This window comes from Streptomyces sp. NPDC059909, from assembly GCF_042730885.1.
In the GTDB taxonomy this organism is placed as follows: domain Bacteria; phylum Actinomycetota; class Actinomycetes; order Streptomycetales; family Streptomycetaceae; genus Streptomyces.
This window is the reverse complement of the sequence record NZ_JBHWKX010000099.1, coordinates 1-19,887: the sequence shown is the minus strand read 5'-3', so window position 1 is coordinate 19,887 and position 19,887 is coordinate 1. Positions and strand designations below refer to the sequence as shown.

Annotated in this window: 19 protein-coding genes and 2 pseudogenes; 8 read left to right on the top strand and 13 right to left on the bottom strand. The window is 69.8% G+C overall.

Annotated features, from left to right (window positions below; translation table 11 throughout):
• Positions 1–261: 261 nt before the first annotated feature.
• From ACFV9O_RS35835 to ACFV9O_RS35815, 5 genes and pseudogenes are all read right to left on the bottom strand, one after another.
• Positions 262–1,596, bottom strand: a complete 1,335-nt coding sequence (locus ACFV9O_RS35835) for a glycoside hydrolase domain-containing protein (protein ID WP_385425932.1) — start codon at positions 1,594–1,596, stop codon at positions 262–264.
• A 219-nt stretch (positions 1,597–1,815) separates the two neighbouring features.
• The gene (locus ACFV9O_RS35830; RefSeq protein WP_385425929.1) at positions 1,816–1,980 is read right to left on the bottom strand and encodes a hypothetical protein; all 165 of its coding nucleotides are present in this window, start codon (positions 1,978–1,980) and stop codon (positions 1,816–1,818) included.
• 307 nt (positions 1,981–2,287) lie between these two features.
• Positions 2,288–2,503, bottom strand: a pseudogene (locus ACFV9O_RS35825) (transposase); the annotation flags it as partial.
• A gap of 450 nt (positions 2,504–2,953) precedes the next feature.
• Positions 2,954–3,613, bottom strand: a complete 660-nt coding sequence (locus ACFV9O_RS35820; RefSeq protein ID WP_385425926.1) for a hypothetical protein — start codon at positions 3,611–3,613, stop codon at positions 2,954–2,956.
• Positions 3,610–4,137, bottom strand: coding sequence for an RNA polymerase sigma factor (locus ACFV9O_RS35815; RefSeq protein ID WP_385425923.1), 528 nt, complete (start codon positions 4,135–4,137; stop codon positions 3,610–3,612). Before ACFV9O_RS35815 ends, ACFV9O_RS35820 begins: the two co-directional genes overlap by 4 nt.
• A gap of 112 nt (positions 4,138–4,249) precedes the next feature.
• Between ACFV9O_RS35815 and ACFV9O_RS35810 the strand changes: the two genes are divergently transcribed.
• The gene (locus ACFV9O_RS35810) at positions 4,250–4,807 is read left to right on the top strand and encodes a DUF6879 family protein (RefSeq protein ID WP_385425920.1); all 558 of its coding nucleotides are present in this window, start codon (positions 4,250–4,252) and stop codon (positions 4,805–4,807) included.
• A gap of 451 nt (positions 4,808–5,258) precedes the next feature.
• Positions 5,259–5,843, top strand: coding sequence for an SUKH-4 family immunity protein (locus ACFV9O_RS35805; protein ID WP_385425917.1), 585 nt, complete (start codon positions 5,259–5,261; stop codon positions 5,841–5,843).
• A gap of 36 nt (positions 5,844–5,879) precedes the next feature.
• Here ACFV9O_RS35805 and ACFV9O_RS35800 read toward each other — a convergent pair whose 3' ends face one another.
• Together ACFV9O_RS35800 and ACFV9O_RS35795 are read right to left on the bottom strand one after the other, a co-directional pair.
• Complete coding sequence (locus tag ACFV9O_RS35800) at positions 5,880–7,832, bottom strand: zinc ribbon domain-containing protein (protein WP_385425914.1); 1,953 nt, start codon at positions 7,830–7,832, stop codon at positions 5,880–5,882.
• The gene (locus ACFV9O_RS35795) at positions 7,829–8,440 is read right to left on the bottom strand and encodes an IS607 family transposase (RefSeq protein WP_385425935.1); all 612 of its coding nucleotides are present in this window, start codon (positions 8,438–8,440) and stop codon (positions 7,829–7,831) included. The genes ACFV9O_RS35800 and ACFV9O_RS35795 overlap by 4 nt, the downstream gene beginning before the upstream one ends.
• A gap of 979 nt (positions 8,441–9,419) precedes the next feature.
• On the opposite strand from ACFV9O_RS35795, the gene msrA reads away from it, so the two are divergent.
• Both msrA and msrB read left to right on the top strand, forming a co-directional pair.
• Positions 9,420–9,926 (top strand): peptide-methionine (S)-S-oxide reductase MsrA, encoded by a 507-nt coding sequence (gene msrA, locus ACFV9O_RS35790; protein WP_385425911.1) that lies wholly within the window; start codon positions 9,420–9,422, stop codon positions 9,924–9,926.
• Between the two features lie 465 nt (positions 9,927–10,391).
• The gene (gene msrB, locus ACFV9O_RS35785; RefSeq protein WP_385425908.1) at positions 10,392–10,790 is read left to right on the top strand and encodes a peptide-methionine (R)-S-oxide reductase MsrB; all 399 of its coding nucleotides are present in this window, start codon (positions 10,392–10,394) and stop codon (positions 10,788–10,790) included.
• Positions 10,791–11,195: 405 nt separating this feature from the next.
• Here the strand turns inward: msrB and ACFV9O_RS35780 are convergent, their stop codons facing one another.
• Entirely contained in the window at positions 11,196–11,858 is a 663-nt protein-coding gene (locus tag ACFV9O_RS35780) for a DUF4097 family beta strand repeat-containing protein (protein WP_385425905.1), read from the bottom strand.
• 170 nt (positions 11,859–12,028) lie between these two features.
• On the opposite strand from ACFV9O_RS35780, the pseudogene ACFV9O_RS35775 reads away from it, so the two are divergent.
• Positions 12,029–12,599 (top strand): annotated as a pseudogene (locus tag ACFV9O_RS35775) (helix-turn-helix domain-containing protein).
• Positions 12,600–12,833: 234 nt separating this feature from the next.
• Here the strand turns inward: ACFV9O_RS35775 and ACFV9O_RS35770 are convergent.
• The 3 genes from ACFV9O_RS35770 to ACFV9O_RS35760 form a co-directional block, all read right to left on the bottom strand.
• Positions 12,834–13,430 (bottom strand): hypothetical protein, encoded by a 597-nt coding sequence (locus tag ACFV9O_RS35770; RefSeq protein WP_385425902.1) that lies wholly within the window; start codon positions 13,428–13,430, stop codon positions 12,834–12,836.
• 197 nt (positions 13,431–13,627) lie between these two features.
• Positions 13,628–14,092, bottom strand: a complete 465-nt coding sequence (locus ACFV9O_RS35765) for a type I restriction enzyme endonuclease domain-containing protein (protein WP_385425899.1) — start codon at positions 14,090–14,092, stop codon at positions 13,628–13,630.
• 18 nt (positions 14,093–14,110) lie between these two features.
• The gene (locus tag ACFV9O_RS35760; protein WP_385425896.1) at positions 14,111–14,758 is read right to left on the bottom strand and encodes a hypothetical protein; all 648 of its coding nucleotides are present in this window, start codon (positions 14,756–14,758) and stop codon (positions 14,111–14,113) included.
• Positions 14,759–15,026: 268 nt separating this feature from the next.
• Here ACFV9O_RS35760 and ACFV9O_RS35755 point away from each other — a divergent pair, with 268 nt between their 5' ends.
• The 3 genes from ACFV9O_RS35755 to ACFV9O_RS35745 all read left to right on the top strand — a co-directional run bounded on the left by ACFV9O_RS35755 (position 15,027) and on the right by ACFV9O_RS35745 (position 18,899).
• Positions 15,027–15,605 carry a hypothetical protein gene (locus ACFV9O_RS35755; RefSeq protein WP_385425893.1) on the top strand — a complete coding sequence of 193 codons (579 nt, stop codon included), beginning with the start codon at positions 15,027–15,029 and terminating at the stop codon, positions 15,603–15,605.
• Between the two features lie 181 nt (positions 15,606–15,786).
• Positions 15,787–17,598: a S8 family serine peptidase gene (locus tag ACFV9O_RS35750; RefSeq protein ID WP_385425890.1), complete on the top strand. Its 1,812-nt coding sequence runs from the start codon at positions 15,787–15,789 to the stop codon at positions 17,596–17,598.
• Between the two features lie 1,025 nt (positions 17,599–18,623).
• The gene (locus ACFV9O_RS35745) at positions 18,624–18,899 is read left to right on the top strand and encodes a hypothetical protein (RefSeq protein WP_385425887.1); all 276 of its coding nucleotides are present in this window, start codon (positions 18,624–18,626) and stop codon (positions 18,897–18,899) included.
• On the opposite strand, the gene ACFV9O_RS35740 is transcribed toward ACFV9O_RS35745, so the two are convergent.
• Entirely contained in the window at positions 18,886–19,065 is a 180-nt protein-coding gene (locus ACFV9O_RS35740; RefSeq protein ID WP_385425884.1) for a hypothetical protein, read from the bottom strand. The two genes, ACFV9O_RS35745 and ACFV9O_RS35740, sit on opposite strands and share 14 nt — an antisense overlap.
• Positions 19,062–19,589, bottom strand: coding sequence for a methyltransferase family protein (locus ACFV9O_RS35735; protein ID WP_385425881.1), 528 nt, complete (start codon positions 19,587–19,589; stop codon positions 19,062–19,064). The genes ACFV9O_RS35740 and ACFV9O_RS35735 overlap by 4 nt, the downstream gene beginning before the upstream one ends.
• Positions 19,590–19,887: the final 298 nt, after the last annotated feature.

Sequence of the window (19,887 nt, the reverse complement as noted above, 5' to 3'; positions counted from 1 at the left end):
CAGGGCGGCTCTGAAGGGCCAGACCTTCATCTCTCGCACAGCATCGATCCCAGAAACCGTCCTACAACCAGCTCCCTTTCACGTTCAGGACACAATCAGCCAACGCAGCTTGAGGTGGTTTGACGCCTCCCCCCGCAGGGCGACGCCGAAGGGCCACAAAACCTTCATCATCTGCACAGCACCGCATCAAGTGGGTCTACCTACATCAACCTCACTCTCTGCGCTCGTGGCGCACTTAAAGATCAAGCTAGTGCGCAGCGCTCAGCAGCGTGGAACGGGCTTGCTGTACGTCGTGTTGCTGGGCGTCGCCACGTAGTAGTCCGAGACGTAGTGGCCGTTGTCCAGGCGGTCCCAGACCTTGGTGGTGCCGACCGTGGAACCGGCGCGCTGGCAGGTGACCCAGGCAAGCGCTCCGTTCGGCGAGGTGCCGACGGCGGTGTATCCGGAGCCAGGGCCGCTGCGTTCGGTCAGGCCGGACGAGGCGGTCACCTGGTACGGGTAGGTGCAGCGGGGCAGGGGCGAGCTGTAGCCGGTGTCGGAGGGTGTGCTGACGTAGTAGTCCGAGACGTAGCTGCCGTTGGTGAGCTTGTCCCAGACGGACGTGGTGCCGACCTTGGAGCCGGCTGTCTGGCAGGCCACCTTGAGGGTGGAGCCGGGCGCGTAAGTCGCGGCGACCGGATAGCTCGTCGAGGGGCCGGTGCGGGCGTTGAGTGTCGTGGTGCTGGTGACCTCGTAGGAATACGCGACCGTGGCGACGGGAGCGTCGAGGCGGTCGGTGTCGACGTTGAGGGTGACACCGCCGTATGTCTCGTCGTGGCCGCCGCGGAACTGCTTGGCGCGCTGGTGGACGGCCCATTTGGAATCGGCGATGCCGCCCCAGTCCTTGAGGGAGTCGACGCCGTCGTAGCGGGCGATCCACAGGGCGTCCGGCCGTGCGTACGTGGTGGAGGTGTACACGTCGGCGAGCTGTTTGGCGCCCAGGTTGAGGTTCATGTAGACGCCGGAGACGTAGCCGAGTCGGTGCAGTTCCTTGGTCCAGGCCGAGACGTAGGTCAGTACGGCGGTGCGGCACACGGTGTCGGTCTGGTTGTAGTTCTCGATGTCGTTGTAAAGGGCGCTGCCGGGCAGCATGCCGAGCGCCTTGGCCGCCGTGATCGCCTCCCCGGCTGCGGCGGTGCCTTGCGAGCGGGCTGTTGCGGGGGTCGTGCTGATCTTGGCGTCGGTCGGGCGGGCACCGCACGGAGGCTGCAGCCCCTTGTGGATGGGCAGCAGGCGCCACTTCAGCTGCGACACCGAGGCCACCCACGAAGCGGTCAACTGCGGCTGAGCGCAGGTGCGGTTGACGCCCGAGACGTAGACGCCGAGCGCGCGGTACGGAGAGCCGTTCCAGGCCTGCACGGACGCGAGCGGCGGAGCGGTACAGGTGTCGAAGGCGAGCCCCGAGTAACGGGTCGCGGTCGCACCCGCCGGATAGGTGACGGGTGTGGCCGGTTCAGCGGCGGCGACCGGGGCGAAGGCCAGGGCGGCAATCCCGCCCAGGACGCAGACGGACGAGACGGCGAGCAGTCTTGGCAGGACGGAGTGCGGGTACGGCATGACGACCCCCGGACAATCAATGGAGTTGCCGACAGAGTGGGCGCGGCTCCCCGCCCGCTGCCAGGGTCGACCGGCTCCTGGCCGGGACCCAGCTCGGCCCGTCCCGCGCCAGCCTCAGAGCCGCACCGGCACCTCGGCGAGCAGTGGGGACGAGTCAACTCATCAGCATACACGACCAGTTCACCCCGAAGATTGAAGTGCTCTCCTCCCTTCGCAAGCTCAGGAAGGAGCGTTCACCGGCCCCGCAGCGGCCGCCACCGCGGCGAACACCTCCCGGTACAGGCCGCTGAGCACCTCCTCGCCCATGCCCGACCGCCACACCGGCGGCCGCTCGCCATGCCCCGCGCCGGAGCCGCTCGAATCCCGCGCCGGCAGCCGCCTCACCACCAGACGGCACGGAAACCGACGTATTCACCGGACTCTCCTCGGCCAGCACCGACACGAGCTCCTCACGCCCCACCCGGGCCCGCTCGACCCGCTCCCGCGCGGCATCCACCTCCGCCTGAGCCTGCTCCAGAACCTCCGTCCAGGACTCCAGATCCTGCCTCGCCCGCGCCTCACGCCGTTCCATCAACCCCAGCACCGACGGCATCGCACCCTCCTCGATCCACAACAAGCCGCCCGCTGCCTGCCCCTACACCGTCGCAGTCATGCCCCTCACACAAAGAAGCCCCTGCTCATCGAACAGGGACTCCATTTGCCACAACGCACTGAATCGCGCGCAGACGGTCTGCCAGGGGCCGTACCGTTCGGGAAGGTCCCGCCATGGCGCCCTGGTCCGCGGCCGCAGCACACCGTTGTCCACCTGTCGGTGATCCCGCCACGGGCGACCACGCCCATCCACCTGCGGCAGCAGGGGCTCTATTCGCTCCCACGCCGCATCCGTCAGCTCACCTTTGCCGGCCACGAGAGCGTGACAACTGGATGAAGGGATCGACGAACATCCCGGCGGGCCAGATGCCACACGATGGCCGGTACGGAGAGGCAGCCACCTCTCCCCGCGAAGTCCAGCGCCTCGCGGAGCCGGCCATCGCTGTCTGCTCCCCGCACCCGCGGGGATGGTCTCGGGTGTCGGGGGTCAGCCGGCCGCCGTCGGAATGCGGCAGGACGAGCGCGCCGACGACACCCACGCCTGCCGTGTGCGCGCAGGCACGCAGTTCTGCGACCGTCATGGGTCGGCTGCCCACCGTAGGCCCAGGTAGAGCAGACCCGTCGCCAGGACCATCCCCACGACGAGCGGGACGGCGAACTGCCCAGTACTCGACCGGAATTCGACGGCCTCTTCCATTGCCGGCACGGTGGCTTCATTTCCCTCCTCAGGCGGATGGGCGCAAGGGACGTGCTCCGCCTTCTGCCGTCAGCCGCCATCGCTCATGCACGTGAGCGCCCGCGAGCCAGGCAGTGCCTTGTCCATCCACGACCAGGCGGGGGCGATGTCCGCTCCCTGGTACCAGTCCACGGGCTCGTCGGGGAGTTCGGACAGGCTCACCAACATCCGGGAACCGGGCACGGGGGGTGGCGCCACGTCGTCGTGGTCGTGGTCGAAGGTGAGGGTGAAGGTCAGCCGCGCGGGGCCGTCGGCGGGCTTCAGGCGGCGGTCGACGTCCAGCACCACGCGGATCTCCCCGTCGGTGCCGATGGGTTCGACCGCGCGGACTGTGCCCTCGGCGATGATCCTCGCGCAGGCCACGATCCCCTCCGGGGTGAGCTTCCCCAGGCCCCCCGATTCCCCGCCGCTCATGGCAGCCTGCCGTGCGATGCCGACGCCCGCGACGGTGACCACGCCCGCCACGACTGCGGCCAGGCACAGCGCAAGCGCCTTGCGTCGGCGCCGGCTGCCGGCTGCGGCCGCGGGCGGTGGCTGGGCGGCGAGGGTGTCGCCGATCAGCCGTAGGTGCGTCCGCAGCAGCGCGATATCGGCGAGCGCGGCCGCGTACTCCTCGCCCTCCGCGTCCGCCGACGGCGCGTCCGTGAGCGCCGACATCAGCGCCTCGTCCTCGACCCCGCCCATCGTCACACCACCTCCTTGGTGTGCAGCCGGCCGCGCAGCGCGCGAACGGCGGTGTACAGCCGGCTCTTGACCGTGCCCTCTGGAACGCCCAGCGCCGCGGCGATCTCCGCCACCGGCAGGTCGGCGTAGAATCGCAGCGTCAAAGCCTGCCGCTGCTGCGGCGACAGGTGGTGCAACCCGTCGGCGATCGCCAGGGCCAGCACATGCGCCTCTCCCCCGCCATGCCGGGACTCGCCCCGGGGCGCCAGCGCCGCGAGGCGCTCGCTCAGCCGTGCCTGTCTGCGCCGCGAACGGTGCCAGTCCATCGCCACGTTGGAGGCCGCCACGGCAGCCCACGCCCCCGGGTCCCGCAACGGCTCGCGGCCGCCGGCCCGATACTCCAGCAGTTTCAGCCGCACCTGCTGCACCCCGTCCTGCAGATCGCCGGTGGGTACCCCGCCGAGCGCCAAGACCGCCCGTACGCGATCGATCTGCGCCGGCGTCAGGGGGTCCTCGTCCCCAGGCCGGGATCTCCGTCTCAGCAGCGCCACGCCCCTCCCCTTCCGCGATTTCCCCTATGACGCGGCAGGGGAGGAAAACGTTCACCTGTATTCGTCGAGGTCCCCCGCAAACTCCTCACCCGTTTCGCACCCCAGGAGTGACGTGCCCGACCTGATCACCGGCGAGGCGTTCGGACGCCTCTTCGAGGACTTCGAGCACACCGCATGGCGGCTGGAAACCCGAACTCTCTACACCGTCGATGAGGAGCAGGAGCCCTTCGCCCGCCACCGGCGCGGCGAGGACCCCCGGCACGGGTTCCAGCCGTGGCTCGACACCATGCGCCGCGGCATCGAGCAAGGCAAGCGGATCGAGCGCGTTCGCATCGTCCCCGAAGTCCTGACCGCCTACCTCGAGTTCGAGCTGTGGCTCTGCCAGTTCAACGTCCAGGTCGGCGAGGACATCCGCTACCTGCCCCAGGACCAGGCGGACAAGCTGGGGCTGCCCGACTACGACTACTGGCTCTTCGACTCCCGCCGCCTCGGGCGCATGCACTTCACCGACAAAGGCGTGCCCCTCGGCACCCAGATCATCGAGGACCCCGCCGAGGCCGTCCGGCACAGCCGGCCACTCCTCCTCCACCCCGCCCTCTGGGCGATTGCGGACGTGCGCCCGGACCAGCTTGCCGTCCGGCGAAGAAGCGGCCGGCCCCTGTCCGCGTGAGCGTGGTAGAACTCGTCGGCGTACTCGGCGAAGGAAGCGTGGGCCACTTCACACGCCCTGTCCGACCAGCAGCCATGTCGGACCTCCCACCGCACCGCGCCCGACCGGTCCACCGCCCGCAGCGCGTGCACGCCGGCGAACACGGCCACGTCCCCGCCGGGGACACCGTCAGCCGAACCGGAGCGGCCACGGCGCCAAAATGCGTACCTTGGGCCCACCCTCGTCCGGGCCGCGGACCACCACCTCGGTGTCACCCCGCTGCGCCAGCAGTTTGCGCCCAGGCCAAGACAGCACCTGCAGGTCCTCCGCCCGACCGGGGCCGAGGGGGTGGCGACGGCGGCCAGGAGACGGGCGGCGATGGACACGGGACGGGCCCAGCGGATGGTGCGGACGAGGCGTGTGGGATCGTTCCACAGTTCTCGACAAGGGGCTGACTGAGCGGAGTTACGAGATGGCGGAGCAGAACGGCTCGGGCGGGTACACCCCTCACTGGCTGCGCCCCGGCCAGTGGGGCGAAGAGGGCGTACGCGACCTGCCCGCCCTTGACGCCCCCGAGGTGGCAGCCTGGCCCGCCCAGGTACGGGAGGCCCTCGAGGTGGCCCGAACCCACGGGCTGCCGGTCGACGAGTCGATGTGCTGGCCGGGGACCGCCGAGCAGCCCTTCTCACGGCTGGGGGACCGCTTCTGGAGGCTGGCGGTGGACGAGGAGTCACACTCCCCCGAATTCGTCCTCGACGAGCACGGGCGCGTGTGGGCGCTCGCGGAGGGTGTCGATCCCGCCGAGCGCTTCGTCAACTCCTCCGTGATCGCCTTCCTCGACGCCCTCGCCGCCTGGGAGTACCGCTGCGAGCACGTCGACGACTTCGACGACCTGGAACCGGACGACCCCGACTCGGACGACGACCCCGCCGGGGAGGCCCGGGTCGCCTTCGGCCTGGAGATCCGGGACCGCCTGCGCGAGCTCGACCCGCCCGCCTTCGAGATGGACACCTGGTGGGATCGGGTCTACGAAGAGGTGGAGTACGACGCGATCTGACAGTCAGTTCTCATGAGCGAGATCGAGCGTCTCTGATCAGCTAAGCGAACCCATGCGAACCGTAAGGTCCGGTGTGGGTTCTGCCCACTTGGGCGGGGCAGCATGAGCGTGGAGATGGAATCCCGCGCCCAGTGCTGCCCCTCGCGGCTTGTGCCGGTTGGTGGGTGTGCTGATCGTGGTCACGCCCTGGTGCCGGTGGGCTGCGCGGGGCAGCCGGGTCCGGCCCGTTGGTGCGTGTCCCTCCGGACCCTTGTCAGTACGACCGGAAGGCCGTGCTGGGGAGGGAACCTCACGTCGCCTGGGCGTGAGGCGGTTGGTCCGCGGCCGGGTGGGGCCGGTCTTCGACCGGTCCGTCCGGCTGGTCTTCGGGGCGGCCGTGATGACGGCCTTGGCCTCCATCGTGTCCACCACGGCGCGGATCACCATGGTGCCGCTGGCGCGGTCCGCAACGGTGTTGGCCTGGTGCGAGAGGCCGCGTGCAGCGATACGCCGCCAAGCGCCCTGGTCTCGGTCACCCTGCCAGCCGCAGCCGGGGCAGATGGCCCACTTCCAGCCGGACACGGTGGGCCGGTCCGGTGCCTTGCGGTGGCGGAGCGGCGTCAAGCAGCAGGGGCAGTGCTTGGAGGTGTTGCGCGGTGGAACGGTGACCACGGCGATGCCGACTTCGGCGGCGAGGTGCCGCATGCGGTCGGCGATCTGCCCGCGCACGGTCTGCGACAGGCGGGTGTTCTGGGTACGGCCCATGCCCCCGGCTTCCATCGACCGCAGGTCTTCCAGGTAGATGACCGTGACCCCGGCAGCAACGGCCTGATCGACGGCCCAGCGGGCGGCGGCCCACGCCAACGCGTCGTTGAGGTTGGAGCGACGCTCGCAGACGCGGCGGATCTCCTCAGCCAAGGTGGCGGCCTTGCCGTCCAAGGTGTTGTCGGCGAGCCGGGCGTAGTGGTCGGTCTTGGCGTGCAGGCGCTCGGAGATGCGGCGCAGCCGGTACTGCTTGGCGAGCACCCCGGCGGCCCGGAACTGGGCGCCTGCCCCGAGGGCGGTGATCCGCCCGTCCTGGTGGAGGCGGGCAGCACCCGCGCTGAGGAGGGTGCCCAGGCCCCAGTCCACGCCCAAGGCCACGGTGTGGCCGGTGCGCTGGGCTTTCGGGACCGGGTGGGTGTAGGCGAGGTCAGCGCGCACCTTCCGGTCTGTGATGCGCAGGGTGGGCAGGTGGATTACCGCGCATCCCGGGACCGTGGGCGGCAGCGTGATGGGGCACTCGACCCAGGTCCAGTCACGGTATGCCTGTGGGTCGGGCCGGGTGGGGAGCTGTAAACGCAGCAGGGCCTTCGTCGGCTCCGTGGCGGATCGTTCGATGGTGGCCTGCTGCCCGTCGCAGGCGGCGAGGAGCAGCATGCGCGGCACACGCGGGGTGGGCTCCAGCTCGAACACGTCGGCCGGGAGACGGCCGTGTTTGCGCTCGAAGGAGGTGATCTGACGGGTGCGGGAGCGGATGATGCTGGATGGCAGGTACTCGCCGCCCGGTATCGCGGCGCGCACTCGCTCCCACTCCTGCGGGGTGCGCTTGTTCGCATCGGCGGGCCATGCGGCCAGGACCCCGGCCAGCAGGTCGGCGCGCCACTTGACCGACCGCAGCGCACGCCCGGCCTGTTCCTGGGCCATGCGTACGATCCGGTCGTTCACCTTCGCCTCAAAGGCGGCGGTCCAGCCGAGGCGGCGCAGCGCCATCCAGGCGTTCGACGGCAGCTTCCTGCCGCCCGCATCCTGGCCGGAGGCGAGCGTGTCCACGTCGGTGGTGTTCCAGTGCTCGGCCACAAGCGTGCCGGTCATGCCGGCTACCAGCTCGGTGCACCAGCCCGCGCGTTCGGCCAGGGCCGTGGCGGTGAGGAGTTCGCCGGTCTCCTCGTCCACGCCCGATCGGATGAGGGCGCGGGCGCATGCGGTGCGGGAGGTCTCGCCGTCGGCGAGCGGCAGTTTCCGGCTCACGTGGCACGGCCCTCGTCGTTGCACTGGCCGGACTCGGCCGGCAACCGCTTGCGGTTCTGCGCACTGCGCATCCCGTACAGGCGCCCGGCGAACGTCGTCACCAGGGAGACGAAGTCTTCGAGGAGTTCGTCCCGGCCCCCGAGCTTCTTCGGGTGCAGCACCTCCACAGTGACCCCGTACACGGCGAACAGCCGCTTCAGCCAGCCCACCCCGAAGCGGGCCAGCCGATCCTCATGGGTGACGCGGACCACAGTCACCGAGCCGTCCGACACCATCGCCAACACCCGGTTGAGACTCGGCCGGTTCTCCTTCAGGCCCGAGCCACGGTCCCGGACGACCTTGACGATCTCACCGGTCGAGGTGGCCCGCAGTTCGGCCTCCTGTGCCCCCAGCAAGGACTCCTGCCCGGACGAGCCGGACACGCGCACATACAGCAACTCCAGGCGCGGACGGGCGGTTGAGGAGTCGCTACCACGCTTCATGTTCTCCACGTCCACCAAGGAGAAACGGCGCTCACGGCCGACCCACGTGAACGGGATCTTGCCGTCCAACGCCCACTGGCGAAGCGTCATCGGGTGTATCCCGGGACGCTTCGCAGCCTTGGACATACGCAGCAACTCCACGCATGCGACCATACATGCACAACACTAGGGATAACTCATGAAGTTGGCCAGCCTCTGGTACGCGGACTGGATCTTGGCCGATTTATTCCCACCAGAGGCTTCGCTGCTGTCCGCACACGGCCTTCCCTGCCCCGCTCACGCACCGTCACAGCCCTTTGCCGGCAGCAGCTCACTCAGCGCGAGCGTCACACCACAAGCGGCCAAGCAGCAACAGGGCCGCCGAGCCCGGCGGCGCCGAGGTGAGGAACTGCACCCGGCCGCCGACGGTTCATGCATGTCGAAGCGATGACCGGACGGCGGCAGGCATGTGGGCCTGTCCGATGGTCGCGCTCATTTGTACGCCGCCGTCACTACGCCTGCTCACTCTGTGTAGTCGCCTGGTATGGCGCCGTACGGTCTGCGCCGACTGATCCAACGCGAGAACGTCACCCCCTTGACAGGTGACGCTGAAGCTGCCACTATGGCGTCATCCCCCCGGGGGGTGTCGCATTTCCCTCCCCACGGGGGATTGCAACGTCGAATAGCTACATCGCCGTCGGCCTCACCGGTGACGACCGTAAATGGCGGCCGGGCCCAGTGCGCCGAAGCCCTGGCGCTGAAGCTTGGTAGATCCGGCCCACCAACCCCGGGGAGCTTCTCGCCGCCGGCTGAACATTGTGTGTACTGGGTGTCGTCTACTTGCCGGCTCACGCAAGATCCGGCTCTCGATCCCGGACTGACGGCTACTTCCTCGCAGCGCTGCGAGATCGACGGTGTCGACCAGGCCGAGGCCACCCAGCGCGCTGCGCCCCGTACTCCACGGCGGCCCGCGGCAACATCCACGTGGCGATCAACGCGGTCGCCGTCTGATCCCGCGAGCGGGCTGGCCGGGACGGCCCCCCGCGCAAGGCCCCGCTTCCGGCATGAGCCACCGGATACGGGACCTGTCCTCAATGGAAGAACCTCAACGAAACGGACTGTGAACATGAACGAGCAGAAGGCGTGGCTGGCGGGCGGGTGCTTCTGGGGCATGCAGGAGCTGCTCCGGTCCCTCCCCGGTGTGCTGAGCACCCGAGTGGGGTACAGCGGCGGCGAGATATCCCACCCCACGTACCGCAACCACGGCAATCACGCCGAGGCGATCGAGATCGTCTTCGACGGCGACGTGACCGACTACCGAACGATCCTGGAGTACTTCTTCCAGATTCACGACCCGAGCACGAAGAACCGGCAGGGCAACGACGTAGGCGCCAGCTACCGGTCCGCCATCTTCTACTTCGACGAGGAGCAGCGGCGGGTCGCGGAGGACACCATCGCCGACGTGGACGCGTCGGGCCTGTGGCCGGGGAGGGTGCTGACCGAGGTGGTTCCCGCCGACGAGTTCTGGGACGCGGAGCCGGAGCACCAAGACTACCTGCGCCGCTACCCGAACGGCTACACCTGCCACTTTCCCCGTCCGAACTGGCGGCTGCCCAAGCGCGTGAAGTCCTGAACGCTCCAGGAGCGCGCGGCGCCGACCTTCCAAGGATGCGGCCGGGACGTACCCGGCCGCCCCGCGGCGTGTTCCCTGTCAGCTCCGTGCCACTGGGGGTGGTCGCGCTGCTCAGGGGACGGCGTCGGGGATGTGCCTCGGGCATGCCGTCATCGGACACGGCACCAGGTGTTCGGCGCGGGTGATCCGGAGCAGCCGTCCACGGCCCACCTGATGCGATGGCCTCAAGATCCGGCGATGTGGCCCACCGTCGTCCACGAACCGGATCGGCCGGCATCAACTGCTGCGCTCGGCGGCTGTTGAGTTTCCTGGCCGCCGGTCACGGCGGTGAGCGACAAGGCGGCCGTCAGGTGATCGCGGGGATGGCGAGCCCAGCGATCCCGTTCCTTCCCATGGCGCGGGCGACGTGATGGACCTCGGTCCGGACGTACTGCCCCGCCTGTACAGCCGAGGAGGCGCATTTTCATGACTTACGACGTCGAAAAGCCGGACGAGCAGTGGCGTGCGGAGCTGACCCCGGGCGAGTACGCAGTGCTGCGCAAGGCAGCGACCGAGCCCCCCTTCGTCGGCGAGTACACGAACACCAAGACGGTCGGCACATACTCGTGCCGCGCCTGCGGGGCCGAGCTGTTCCGTTCCGACACCAAGTTCGATTCACACTGCGGCTGGCCGTCCTTCTACGACCCCAAGGACACCGACGCGGTCGAACTCATCCCGGAAACCTCCACCAGCACCGAGGTCCGGTGCGCGCGGTGCGGATCGCATCTGGGCCACGTCTTCGAGGGCGAGGGCTTCCCGACCCCGACCGACCAGCGGTACTGCATCAACTCGATCTCGCTGCGTCTGGAGCCGGACGAAAGCTGAGCCCTCCCAAGATCGGCTCCAATCGATCACCGGTCCCGCCCCTGCCGGTCAGTCCTCGTCCCAGCTGCTCCGGCAGCGCTCGCACGCGAGGGCGGAGGCCGTGTCAGGGGCGGAGGCGTCGAACTCCTCGGCCCAGCGGCGGCCGCCGAGAAGGACGTCCGCACGGTCTCGGGACCGGCCCCGCGGGCACGGGTCCGCCGGTCCCGGGCCGCGTTCATCCCTGAGAAGCAGGGACCATCCCCGCGGGTGCGGGGAGCAGGGCGCTGTGTCGCCCCGCGGATGCGGGGAGCAGAAGCCCACGCAGCCGAGCCTGTGGTTCTCCGAGAGACCATCCCCGCGGGTGCGGGGAGCAGATGCTCATCCGGTTCACCGCGATGGCCAAGTTGGTCATGAGGGGTGCTCCTTTTAGAGGCTGCGGGCGGTGATGTCGCCGTGTGAGGTGGTGGCGCGGATGTCGAGTTCGGCGGTGCCGTCGTTCTTGAGGGCGTTGCTGACGCGGCCGTAGTCGGTGCCGGCGTCCAGGGCGGCCGAGACGCCGGCGGCGGCGATGGAGATGTCGCCGGACTGGGTGCGGAGGGTGACCGTGCCGCGCACGGCCTCGGTGATCCGGATGTCGCCCCGTGCGGTGCTGATCTCCGCGGGGCCGTTCAGCCGGCCGACCTCGACGTCGCCGTCGGTCGCGGTGAGGCGGACGCTCGCGGCCTCGTCGATCTTGATCTGGCGGTACGCGCCTTCGAAGGCGACGTCGCCGAGGCGTCCGACGCCGCGGAGCTCGGCGCTGGCGGCCTTCGCCTCGATGCGGGAGCCGGCGGGCAGCTGGACGGTGACCTCGATGGATCCGGAGGGGCCGAAGAGCTGGTTGCTGGGGGCCTGGGCCGTGATCCGCAGGACGCCGTCGGCGTAGGCGACGATGGTCTGCTCAGCCGCCTTCACGTCGCGGCCCTTCGAGGCGTCCGCGGGCAGGACCTCGACGGTGGTGTCGGCCCGGTCGGCGGCGATGAACTGCACGCGTCCCGCGGGGATGTCGAGGACGGCGGAGATCGGGGCGGGGGTGTCGAACTTCTGCATCGTGCTCTCCTGTGACTCGTTGTTTCGGATGCTGGAAAAGCTACGTTGCATTCCAATCCTCCGCAACTAGTTCGTTGCGCCAGATCACTATCAGTGCAGGTAGATGCCAGGAGATCGTTGCAACAGACTCGGATTCAATGCAACGACAGTCATCCTGTTCGTTGCAATGAATTGGGAGTGAACGCTATAGAGGAGGCACCCAAGGAGCACGAAGGCGACCGGGAGGCAGGCTCACCCAGCAGGAACGCCAGCAGATCGCGCTGGGGCTGGCCGACAACCTCCCCTACGCCGAGATCGCCCGACGCCTCGACCGTCCGACCTCGACGATCACGCGTGAGGTGATGCGCAACGGCGGCCCCACCGCCTACCGCGCCGACCTGGCCCACCGCGCCACCGAACGCCGCGCCCATCTCCAAAGCGATCGCCTTCCTGGAGAACCAGAGCCTCGTCCGCCGAGAACGCGACGAACGCCGCCGCGACCGCTACGTCGTCGACGACGAACTCTTCTACCGGGCGACGATCGCCAGCGCCCGCATGGGCGGCAGCCAGGTCCGCACCCGGCAGATCACCCGGGAACAGGCGGTCAGAGCGCTGGCCGAGGGAGTCGAGGCCTGCCGCTTCTGCCGCCCGGACTCGGCGCAGGGGATCCTGGACTTACCGACCCGGCGACGTCCGCCACGGGGAAGAAGCTGCCGCGCGAGCCGCAGCTTCAGCTCCTCCGCCACTTCTCGAACGGGCTGAGGCTGGGCTCCGTCGATCCTTCTTCGAGTCCGCTGCTGTGCTCCAAGTGGAGATGGGTTCCGTCAGGTGTGCCGTGTGCCGTCTGTTGCGATGAAGGACCCGAGGTGGTCTCCGAGGAACCACCACGCTGAGTAACCCGCACACGTGGGCCCTCCGGACCGGCGCCCACGCTCTCGGCGAAGCCGTGGTGAACGCCGGGCGCATGCGGGCCGCAGTGGGTCCGGCCGTCCGGCCTCAGGCGGGCAGCGGCTGCCCTGCCTCCCGTTGGACCGCCGCCGTACCGGCCGCGAGCGCGGCGGCGCACCCCGCCGCCAGCAGGTGGCACAGCGCTGGCGTCCACGCCCAGACGGTCAGCGACATCCGCGGATCCAGCACGGCAGCCACGAGGGACATCGACACCATATGGAGGATGCCCATACCGACCAGGAACGCGATCACGAAGCTGTCGTAGAACGCGAATCCTCGGCGCATCAGCGCCACCGCCGCACACAGGGTCGCGAGTGCCAGGGCTATCAGGCCCGCCGCGGCCAGCCTGTCGAGCAGCGCTCGGGAGGGGTCCGCGTACGGCGATATCTCCGTGAGGGTGTTGACGGCCATCAGCACCAACACGGCGGCCGCCAGGACCGCGACGCTCCCAGCGACGAAACGCGCCCGCGGTCCGCGCACCCCCGGAGTCACGCCCAGCAGGAGCGTGACCTCCACCAGCCCGACGAAGTGCATGATGTACGCGTACGCCACCGGGTGCAGCGCGCCGTGCACGTTGTCCCGTACGTACGCGATGTCAAGACCGTGGATCGAGACCCCGCCGGGCTCCGTGGTCCAGACGGCCACACCGGCGACCACAGCCAAAAGGCACCACAATCCCGTGCCGGCCCGACATGCCCAACGCGCCCCCCTGCTCGTCATGAGCCGCATGATAGCCACCGAAACTCCGTGCTGGCCCGGATAGTTGGCCACGGCGGTCCGGCGGCCTGTGAGGGACGCGAAGCCCTTGTCCGAGATCAGCAGGATTCCCTCGCGGTCGGCGATCAATCCGGCGTCGTTGCCCGGTCGTGCCGGGTAGCACCCGACGACAGCCGCTGGACCGTCCAGAGACAGGGCAGCAGTAGCGGACTCCTGGTCCGGCGGGTGCCTGTGGCGGGCGAGGAGGCGCTTTGCGCTGCGGAGGCGGGTGCGGACCGGTTCGCGGGCGTCCAGTCCGGCTTGAGCTTGCTTCGGACCTCCGCGACCAGCTCGCGGGCGATGCCGGCCAGCACTTCGTCGCCCATTACCGAGCGCGCCGTGCCGTGGTCGGCCATCGCGTCGTAGAAGGCGAGCTCACGCGAGTCCAGCGGCGGCGGCTCGAACTTCTCACCGCGGCGGGCGTCGTCCATGGCCTCCTTCGCCATCTCGACAAGCTTGGCGATGAGCTCCGCGCTCGTGTACTGCTGCCGCATGTACCGGGCCATCAGGTCCTGGAGCCGTTCGGAGAACGTCGTGCGGCTCGTCCACATGTGGACACGTCGCGCGGCTCATGTGTCTGCGGCCAGGTGCTTGATCTTGATCCAGTCGCGGGAGCGACGTCCGGGTAGGTACGGGCTGGTGAGCCGTTTGGCGACCACACCGTCGAAGCCTTCCGTGCGTGCCTGCTCGAGTGCCTGCGCGGCGCTCGCGGGCCAGGCCGCGGGTACGGCGATGCCGGGTCCGGCCAGGGCAAGGTCGTCCAGAAGATCCCGGCGGGAGGTGTAGGGCAGGTGCACCGTGGGTTCCCCGAGATACAGGATGTCGAAGATCATCAGATGGACGGGCAGGTCCTCTCGGGCGTGGGTAACGGCGTCCGAATGGTGCAGGCTCATTCGCTGCTGCAGCCGCTCCACCGAGGCGTGCCCGTGGCTGTCCAGGGTGATGATCTCCCCGTCGAGCACTGCCTCCGGTGCCGGCAGCACAACGGCCAGCGACTGGAATTCCGGGTACTGGGCGGTGATGTCCAGCCCTGTCGGCGAGATCAGGCGCACGTTGCCGTCACCGGGCAGATGGACGATGACACGGGCGCCGTTCCACAGCGTTTCATACGCGTACTCGGCCTCTGTCTCCGGTCCGGGTAGCGGGCCGACGACCGCGAGCATCGGTGTCAGGGGAGGCAGCGCACCATGCGAGGCGGGGGGTGGGTGCACGCTCATGGTTTCCAGCGTGACCCCGGCGGTGCGCTTCGGCCACCCGCCCGCCTGGGGTGCGCTCGGCGCTCTGCCAGAGGCGGATCGGTTGCGCCCGTAGCCGATGCCGCGGCGCGTGGGATTCCTCGGCGTCCTGCCACGCACAGCCATCGCTTGGCGACATGTCCCGAAATGTACTTTTGGTCGGATGGTGGTTTGCTGCTCGGTGGCGGCGAGCCGACTTCCGGTTTGCCGTTTGTCGTGTGTTTCGCCGGAAGCTCAAGGAGGAGTCCGAATGTCCGTCTACACACCCCAGCAGATCAGCCAGCCGCAGACTCAGCAGCCCTGGAGCCAGCAGTCCTACGGCCAGCCCCCGATCGCCCAGCAGCTGTTCGGCCAGTCGCCGTTCGGCCAGCAGGGCCAGGGCCAGTTCGGTCAGGGGCAGCAGCCGTTCGGGATGCAGGGGCAGGGGCGGTTCGGTCAGGGGCAGCTGCCGTTCGGGATGCAGGGGCAGCAGCAGTTGCCGTTGCTGGTGACCGAGCTGTCGCTGCGATGTGCGGCGACGGCGGTCAGCGCGGTGGTGGAGCAGCTGCGGATGGACCCGCAGGTCCTGATGGGGATCCAGGCGCAGGGACAGATCCCGCCGCACGCGTGGAGCCAGGTGCTGACCGAGTGCGCCCGCCGGATCGCGCCCGTCGTGCACATCGCGCTCGCGCAGATCAGCGGCCAGGGCCAGGCGAGCCAGTACGGGCAGTTCGGTCAGTTCCCCGGCCAGCAGCCGCAGGGCCAGCCCGGTCAGTTCGGTCAGCTCCAGGGGCAGGGCATGTTCGGCCAGCAGCCGCAGTACGGGCAGCTGTCGGGCCTGGGCATGTGAGACGCGGCCGGGCGGGCCGCTGCCCCCTTCCCGGGGCCGGCCCGCCCGGCCTTGTCGCCGTGCGGATCCGAGGCGCCCGCGCGGCGGCGAGCTGCCGGTAGGGCGGACGGCACGCCCGCTCCCACCGGCAGCGGCTTCGGACATTGAGGCGTGCGACGACTTTGAGACGGCGGTTTGGGTGATGAGTGAGCAGGGCGGCGGCGTGAAGCCGGGCAACGGCGGCAAGGGTGCGAGGTCCCAGGGCGCACAGAATGCGGAGGGGACGCAGCCCGGCGAGGCCATGAGCAGGCCGGGTGAGCCAGCCGGGCAGCGCGGCGGGCAGGAAGAACAGGCACCGGGGCGTGTCCCAGGGCGGGGCGTGCGGGCGGGGTGGGGCCGGTACCTGGTGGCGCCTCGTCCGGTGGGGCTGCTGACGGGCGGGGTGCCGCCGATCGAAGCGGCCGCACTGTTCGCGCTGCTGGAGGAGGACCCCGACGTGGAGCCGTTGGCGCAGGTGCGTCCATCGCGCTCGCGGGGGCTTGGGGCGATCGCGGAGCCGCACCCTGCCTGCCCGCCGGTCGCAGTGGTCGCCATGCCCGAGGAGCGGGCCCATGCACTGGCCGCGAACCCGCAGGTCGTCATCGAGATCGACCAGCCGCTGTCCTACACACCCATCCCGGCGATCGGCGGCCTGACCGGTGGCGGCATGCCCGCCCCGGACCCGGCGCTCACCGTCACCCTGGAGGAGCCCGAGCACATCAGCGTGCTGGTCAAGGGCAGCGACGGCGATGTGCTGGCCGGCACGCACGTGTGGGCGATCGGCACCGCCGCCACCACCCACGGGATGACCGACAGGCACGGGCGGGTGAGCCTGCAATTGGCCGCGGACACCCCGGCGACTCTCCAGGCGTTGTATGTCCGCCCGGTCGGCGGCTACTGGCCGCAGCGGATCGACCTCCCCCTCCTCGCCGACAACGGGGAGCGTGTCGTGGAGGTGCGGTCGCTGGCGGACACGTTCGAGGGGTTCCCCCACCGGGCGGTGACCGGCTGGGGGACGCAGGCGATGCGGCTGCACCAGATCCCGCCCACCTACCGCGGCCACGGCATCAGGATTGCCCTTCTCGACTCCGGAGTGAATGCCGCTCATCCCGATCTCAAGGAGGCGGTGCGGGCCGGGCACGACTTCACCACCACCGGCCCCGGTGAGGGGGCGTGGCAGATGGACGCCTGTGGTCACGGCACCTGGTGCGCAGGGATCATTGCCGCGGCCGACAACCGCACCGGCATCACTGGCATCGCCGCGGAGGCCGAACTCCACGCGCTGAAGCTGTTCCCCGGCGGACGGGTCAGCGACCTGCTCCGCGCCATCGACTACTGCATCACCCACGACATCGACATCGCCCAGATCAACCTCGCCTATGTCGCTCCGTCCCAGCTGGTGGCATGGAAACTGCAGGACGCACACGCCGCAGGAATCGCGGTCATCGCTCCGGCCGGCGACACCGCAGGGCCCGTCGCGCACCCCGCCGCCCTGCCGGGCATCCTCGCGGTGGGGGCGATCGCGCACACCGGCACCTACCCGTCCACCAGCCCCCACACCCGGGTGCAGCCACCGTGGCCAAGCCCCTACGCCGCACCCTTCACGCCGACTGGGCCCGGTGTGGACCTGGTCGCGCCGGGTGCCGCAGTGATCACCACCGCCCTCGGTGACAGCTACACCCCGGCCGACGGCACCGCGATCGCAGCCGCCCACATCACTGGCCTCGCCGCGCTGCTGCTGGCCCACCACGATCACCTGCGCACCCAGGCCGTCCCCCGCACCCCGGCCCGCGCCGACTACCTCCACACCTTGCTGCGCACCGCCTGCCGGCCAGTCCCCGGCGCCGACCCGGCCCGCATGGGGGCAGGGCTCGCCGATGCCCCCACTGCCCTCGGCACGCCCGCCACCTGGCAGCAGGACCCCCGCGCGGAACAGATGTACGCGGCGGCCGGGCTGTACCCGCCCCGGCCCTGACGCGGATCACTGCCGCATGATCCGTTGTCGGTCGAGGTGACCACGGACGGCTATGTGGTGTCCGCCCGGGCGTGGTGGGGTCCGACGGAGTCTGATGCGCGGCGGGATGTCCGGGCGACGGTGCTTGCGGACTGGAAGCTGCCCCAAGAAGCCACGGCTGCTGCGCTGGGCGGGCGGCTGCCTGTGATCCCCGGCGGGCTCCCACTCCGGAAACCGCGGGCATGGCCGTCCTGTGGCAGCTGCTACGGGCCAGGACCTTCGCGACTGGACAGAGCCGCCCGATCGGGTTTCGCTGGATTTATGCCGTATTTGATGAGCGGTCGTACGGCAGAAGGCGGCCGGGCCCCTGTCACACGTCGGTACGCAGCGAGGCCCGGCCCGCCCGCCGACGGGGAGAGCCGCCGCATGGGAGGCATCATCACGCGGCAGTCCTGACCGCCGTGCCAGGAACCTCTCGCCCGGCCGCGTCGTCGACGCGGCCGCCCGCACATCGGGTCCCCGGGATGATGGCGATTCTTGAAAACGGCCAGCGATGCTCCTCGCCCCACTTCCTTGACCGTTGAACGGCGTGAGGAGTATCGGGAGCGAGGAGCGAAAGCAGGGCATGCGGAGGGCACTGACATTCTGGCCCCATGGCAATCGCGGGATCTCGGACGAAGACGACGGACACATGGCTGATGCCAGCCGATGAGGTGCTTCTGGGGCAGCGAATTGCCGAGGTGCTTCCCTCATCCGGATGGCACTGCAGTCACCCAGGGCCTCGTGGATTGCACCAGGTGCACCTGCATGCCTCGATCGAGTCCGCGCTGGACTGCGGTGGCACGCAGGCGTTTATCAGCCTCCCGGCAGGCGCTTCCCTGCCACCCGGGATCATGCCGACTGCGGGTGTCCTCACACCTGTCGGACCACCGACAGCGGCAGTTGTCCAGCTGCTCCGTTCATGGCTCAGGACGGACGAGCGGGGCGAGTTCTTCGAGAGCGGGCGACTCGCAGTGCGATGGTTCGAACCCGAAGTCGGACCGGAAATGCATCAGACCCTCACCGAACAGACCCGGCTGATCTGGGCTGCATTGCGAGCTGTGACCCGGCCGGCCGTGATCGAGGCGCCCGACGGTCGCCGCACTTCGGGACTGAGAATCGGGCCCGCCGCCCGTGACGAGGTGATCCGTCGACAGGTGCCGCTGGCGAGGCCCGGCATCCACTTCGCGGACGTCACGGGACGGCAGCCCGCGGATCTGCGCCGCATTGAACGCGGGCAGGTCGACCACGCGGGACGGCCACTCGCCCTTACCGAGCGCTAGGGCCTGGTAACGGGACGCTGGACGCTTCCATGGCCACATGGCCGAAGGCGTCGGTCACCGACCAGCCGGGAGTTGCGGCGACCGCCAGGTCGGGATCGGGCGCGCCCACCACCAGCCGGGCGAGGCGATCCGCCATCGTGGTGGGATCCTGCGGGGTCCGGTTCATGACCGATCTCCTTCCGACGGGTGCCTTTCCGACGGGCCCGTCCAGGGGCGCAGCCTCGGCCACCAGCCCGGCACCGCCCGGCGGTAGCGCGCGTACTCGTCGCCGTACCGGGCGGCCAGCGTCGGCTCCTCGTGCTGGCGCGCGAACGCCCACATCGACAAGCCCGCGACCAGGCCGTACCCGAGCAGGACCGGTCGGCCGAGGAGGAGTGCTTGTCCGCCGATCGTGGCGAGCACCGCCAGGTACATGGGGTTGCGGACGCGCCGATACAGCCCGCCCACCACCAGGTGCTCGGTCGGTGCGACCGGAGCAGGCGTGCCCAGGCCCTCCGTGACGAACCGCATGAAGGCGGAGACCAGGACCGCGGCACCCGCCACCAGCACGACCCCGCCCAGCACCCGTACGGGAAGCGGCCAGTGCCCGGCATGCCACCCGGTCAGCCACCACGGCACCACCCCGGCCACCGTGCCCGGAGCAAGCGCCATGAACACCGAACTGCCCACCGCCGCCGCTGATCTGCGCATGCAGCCAGCATGACCGCTGCGCGCAGCCCTGGGAACGAGCGGGACACGGTGTTCAGCGTGATCTAGCCTCGTACTTCGCAGGTCACCCGATCGTGAAGACTCGGGCGGTGCTGGGTCAACTTCTCGGCCGTAAACGACCGAGCCTGTTGACTCGGTCGTCTACACCTTGTCGCGCTCCCGGCTGCCCCCTACGGCGGGACGGTCACGGGTCGCATCCACCACGAAAGGAGGTGTTCAGGTCCTTTGCGGTACGGGTCCGTTGACGAGAACCCACGCCGAGCGTGCGCGGTTGCGCACG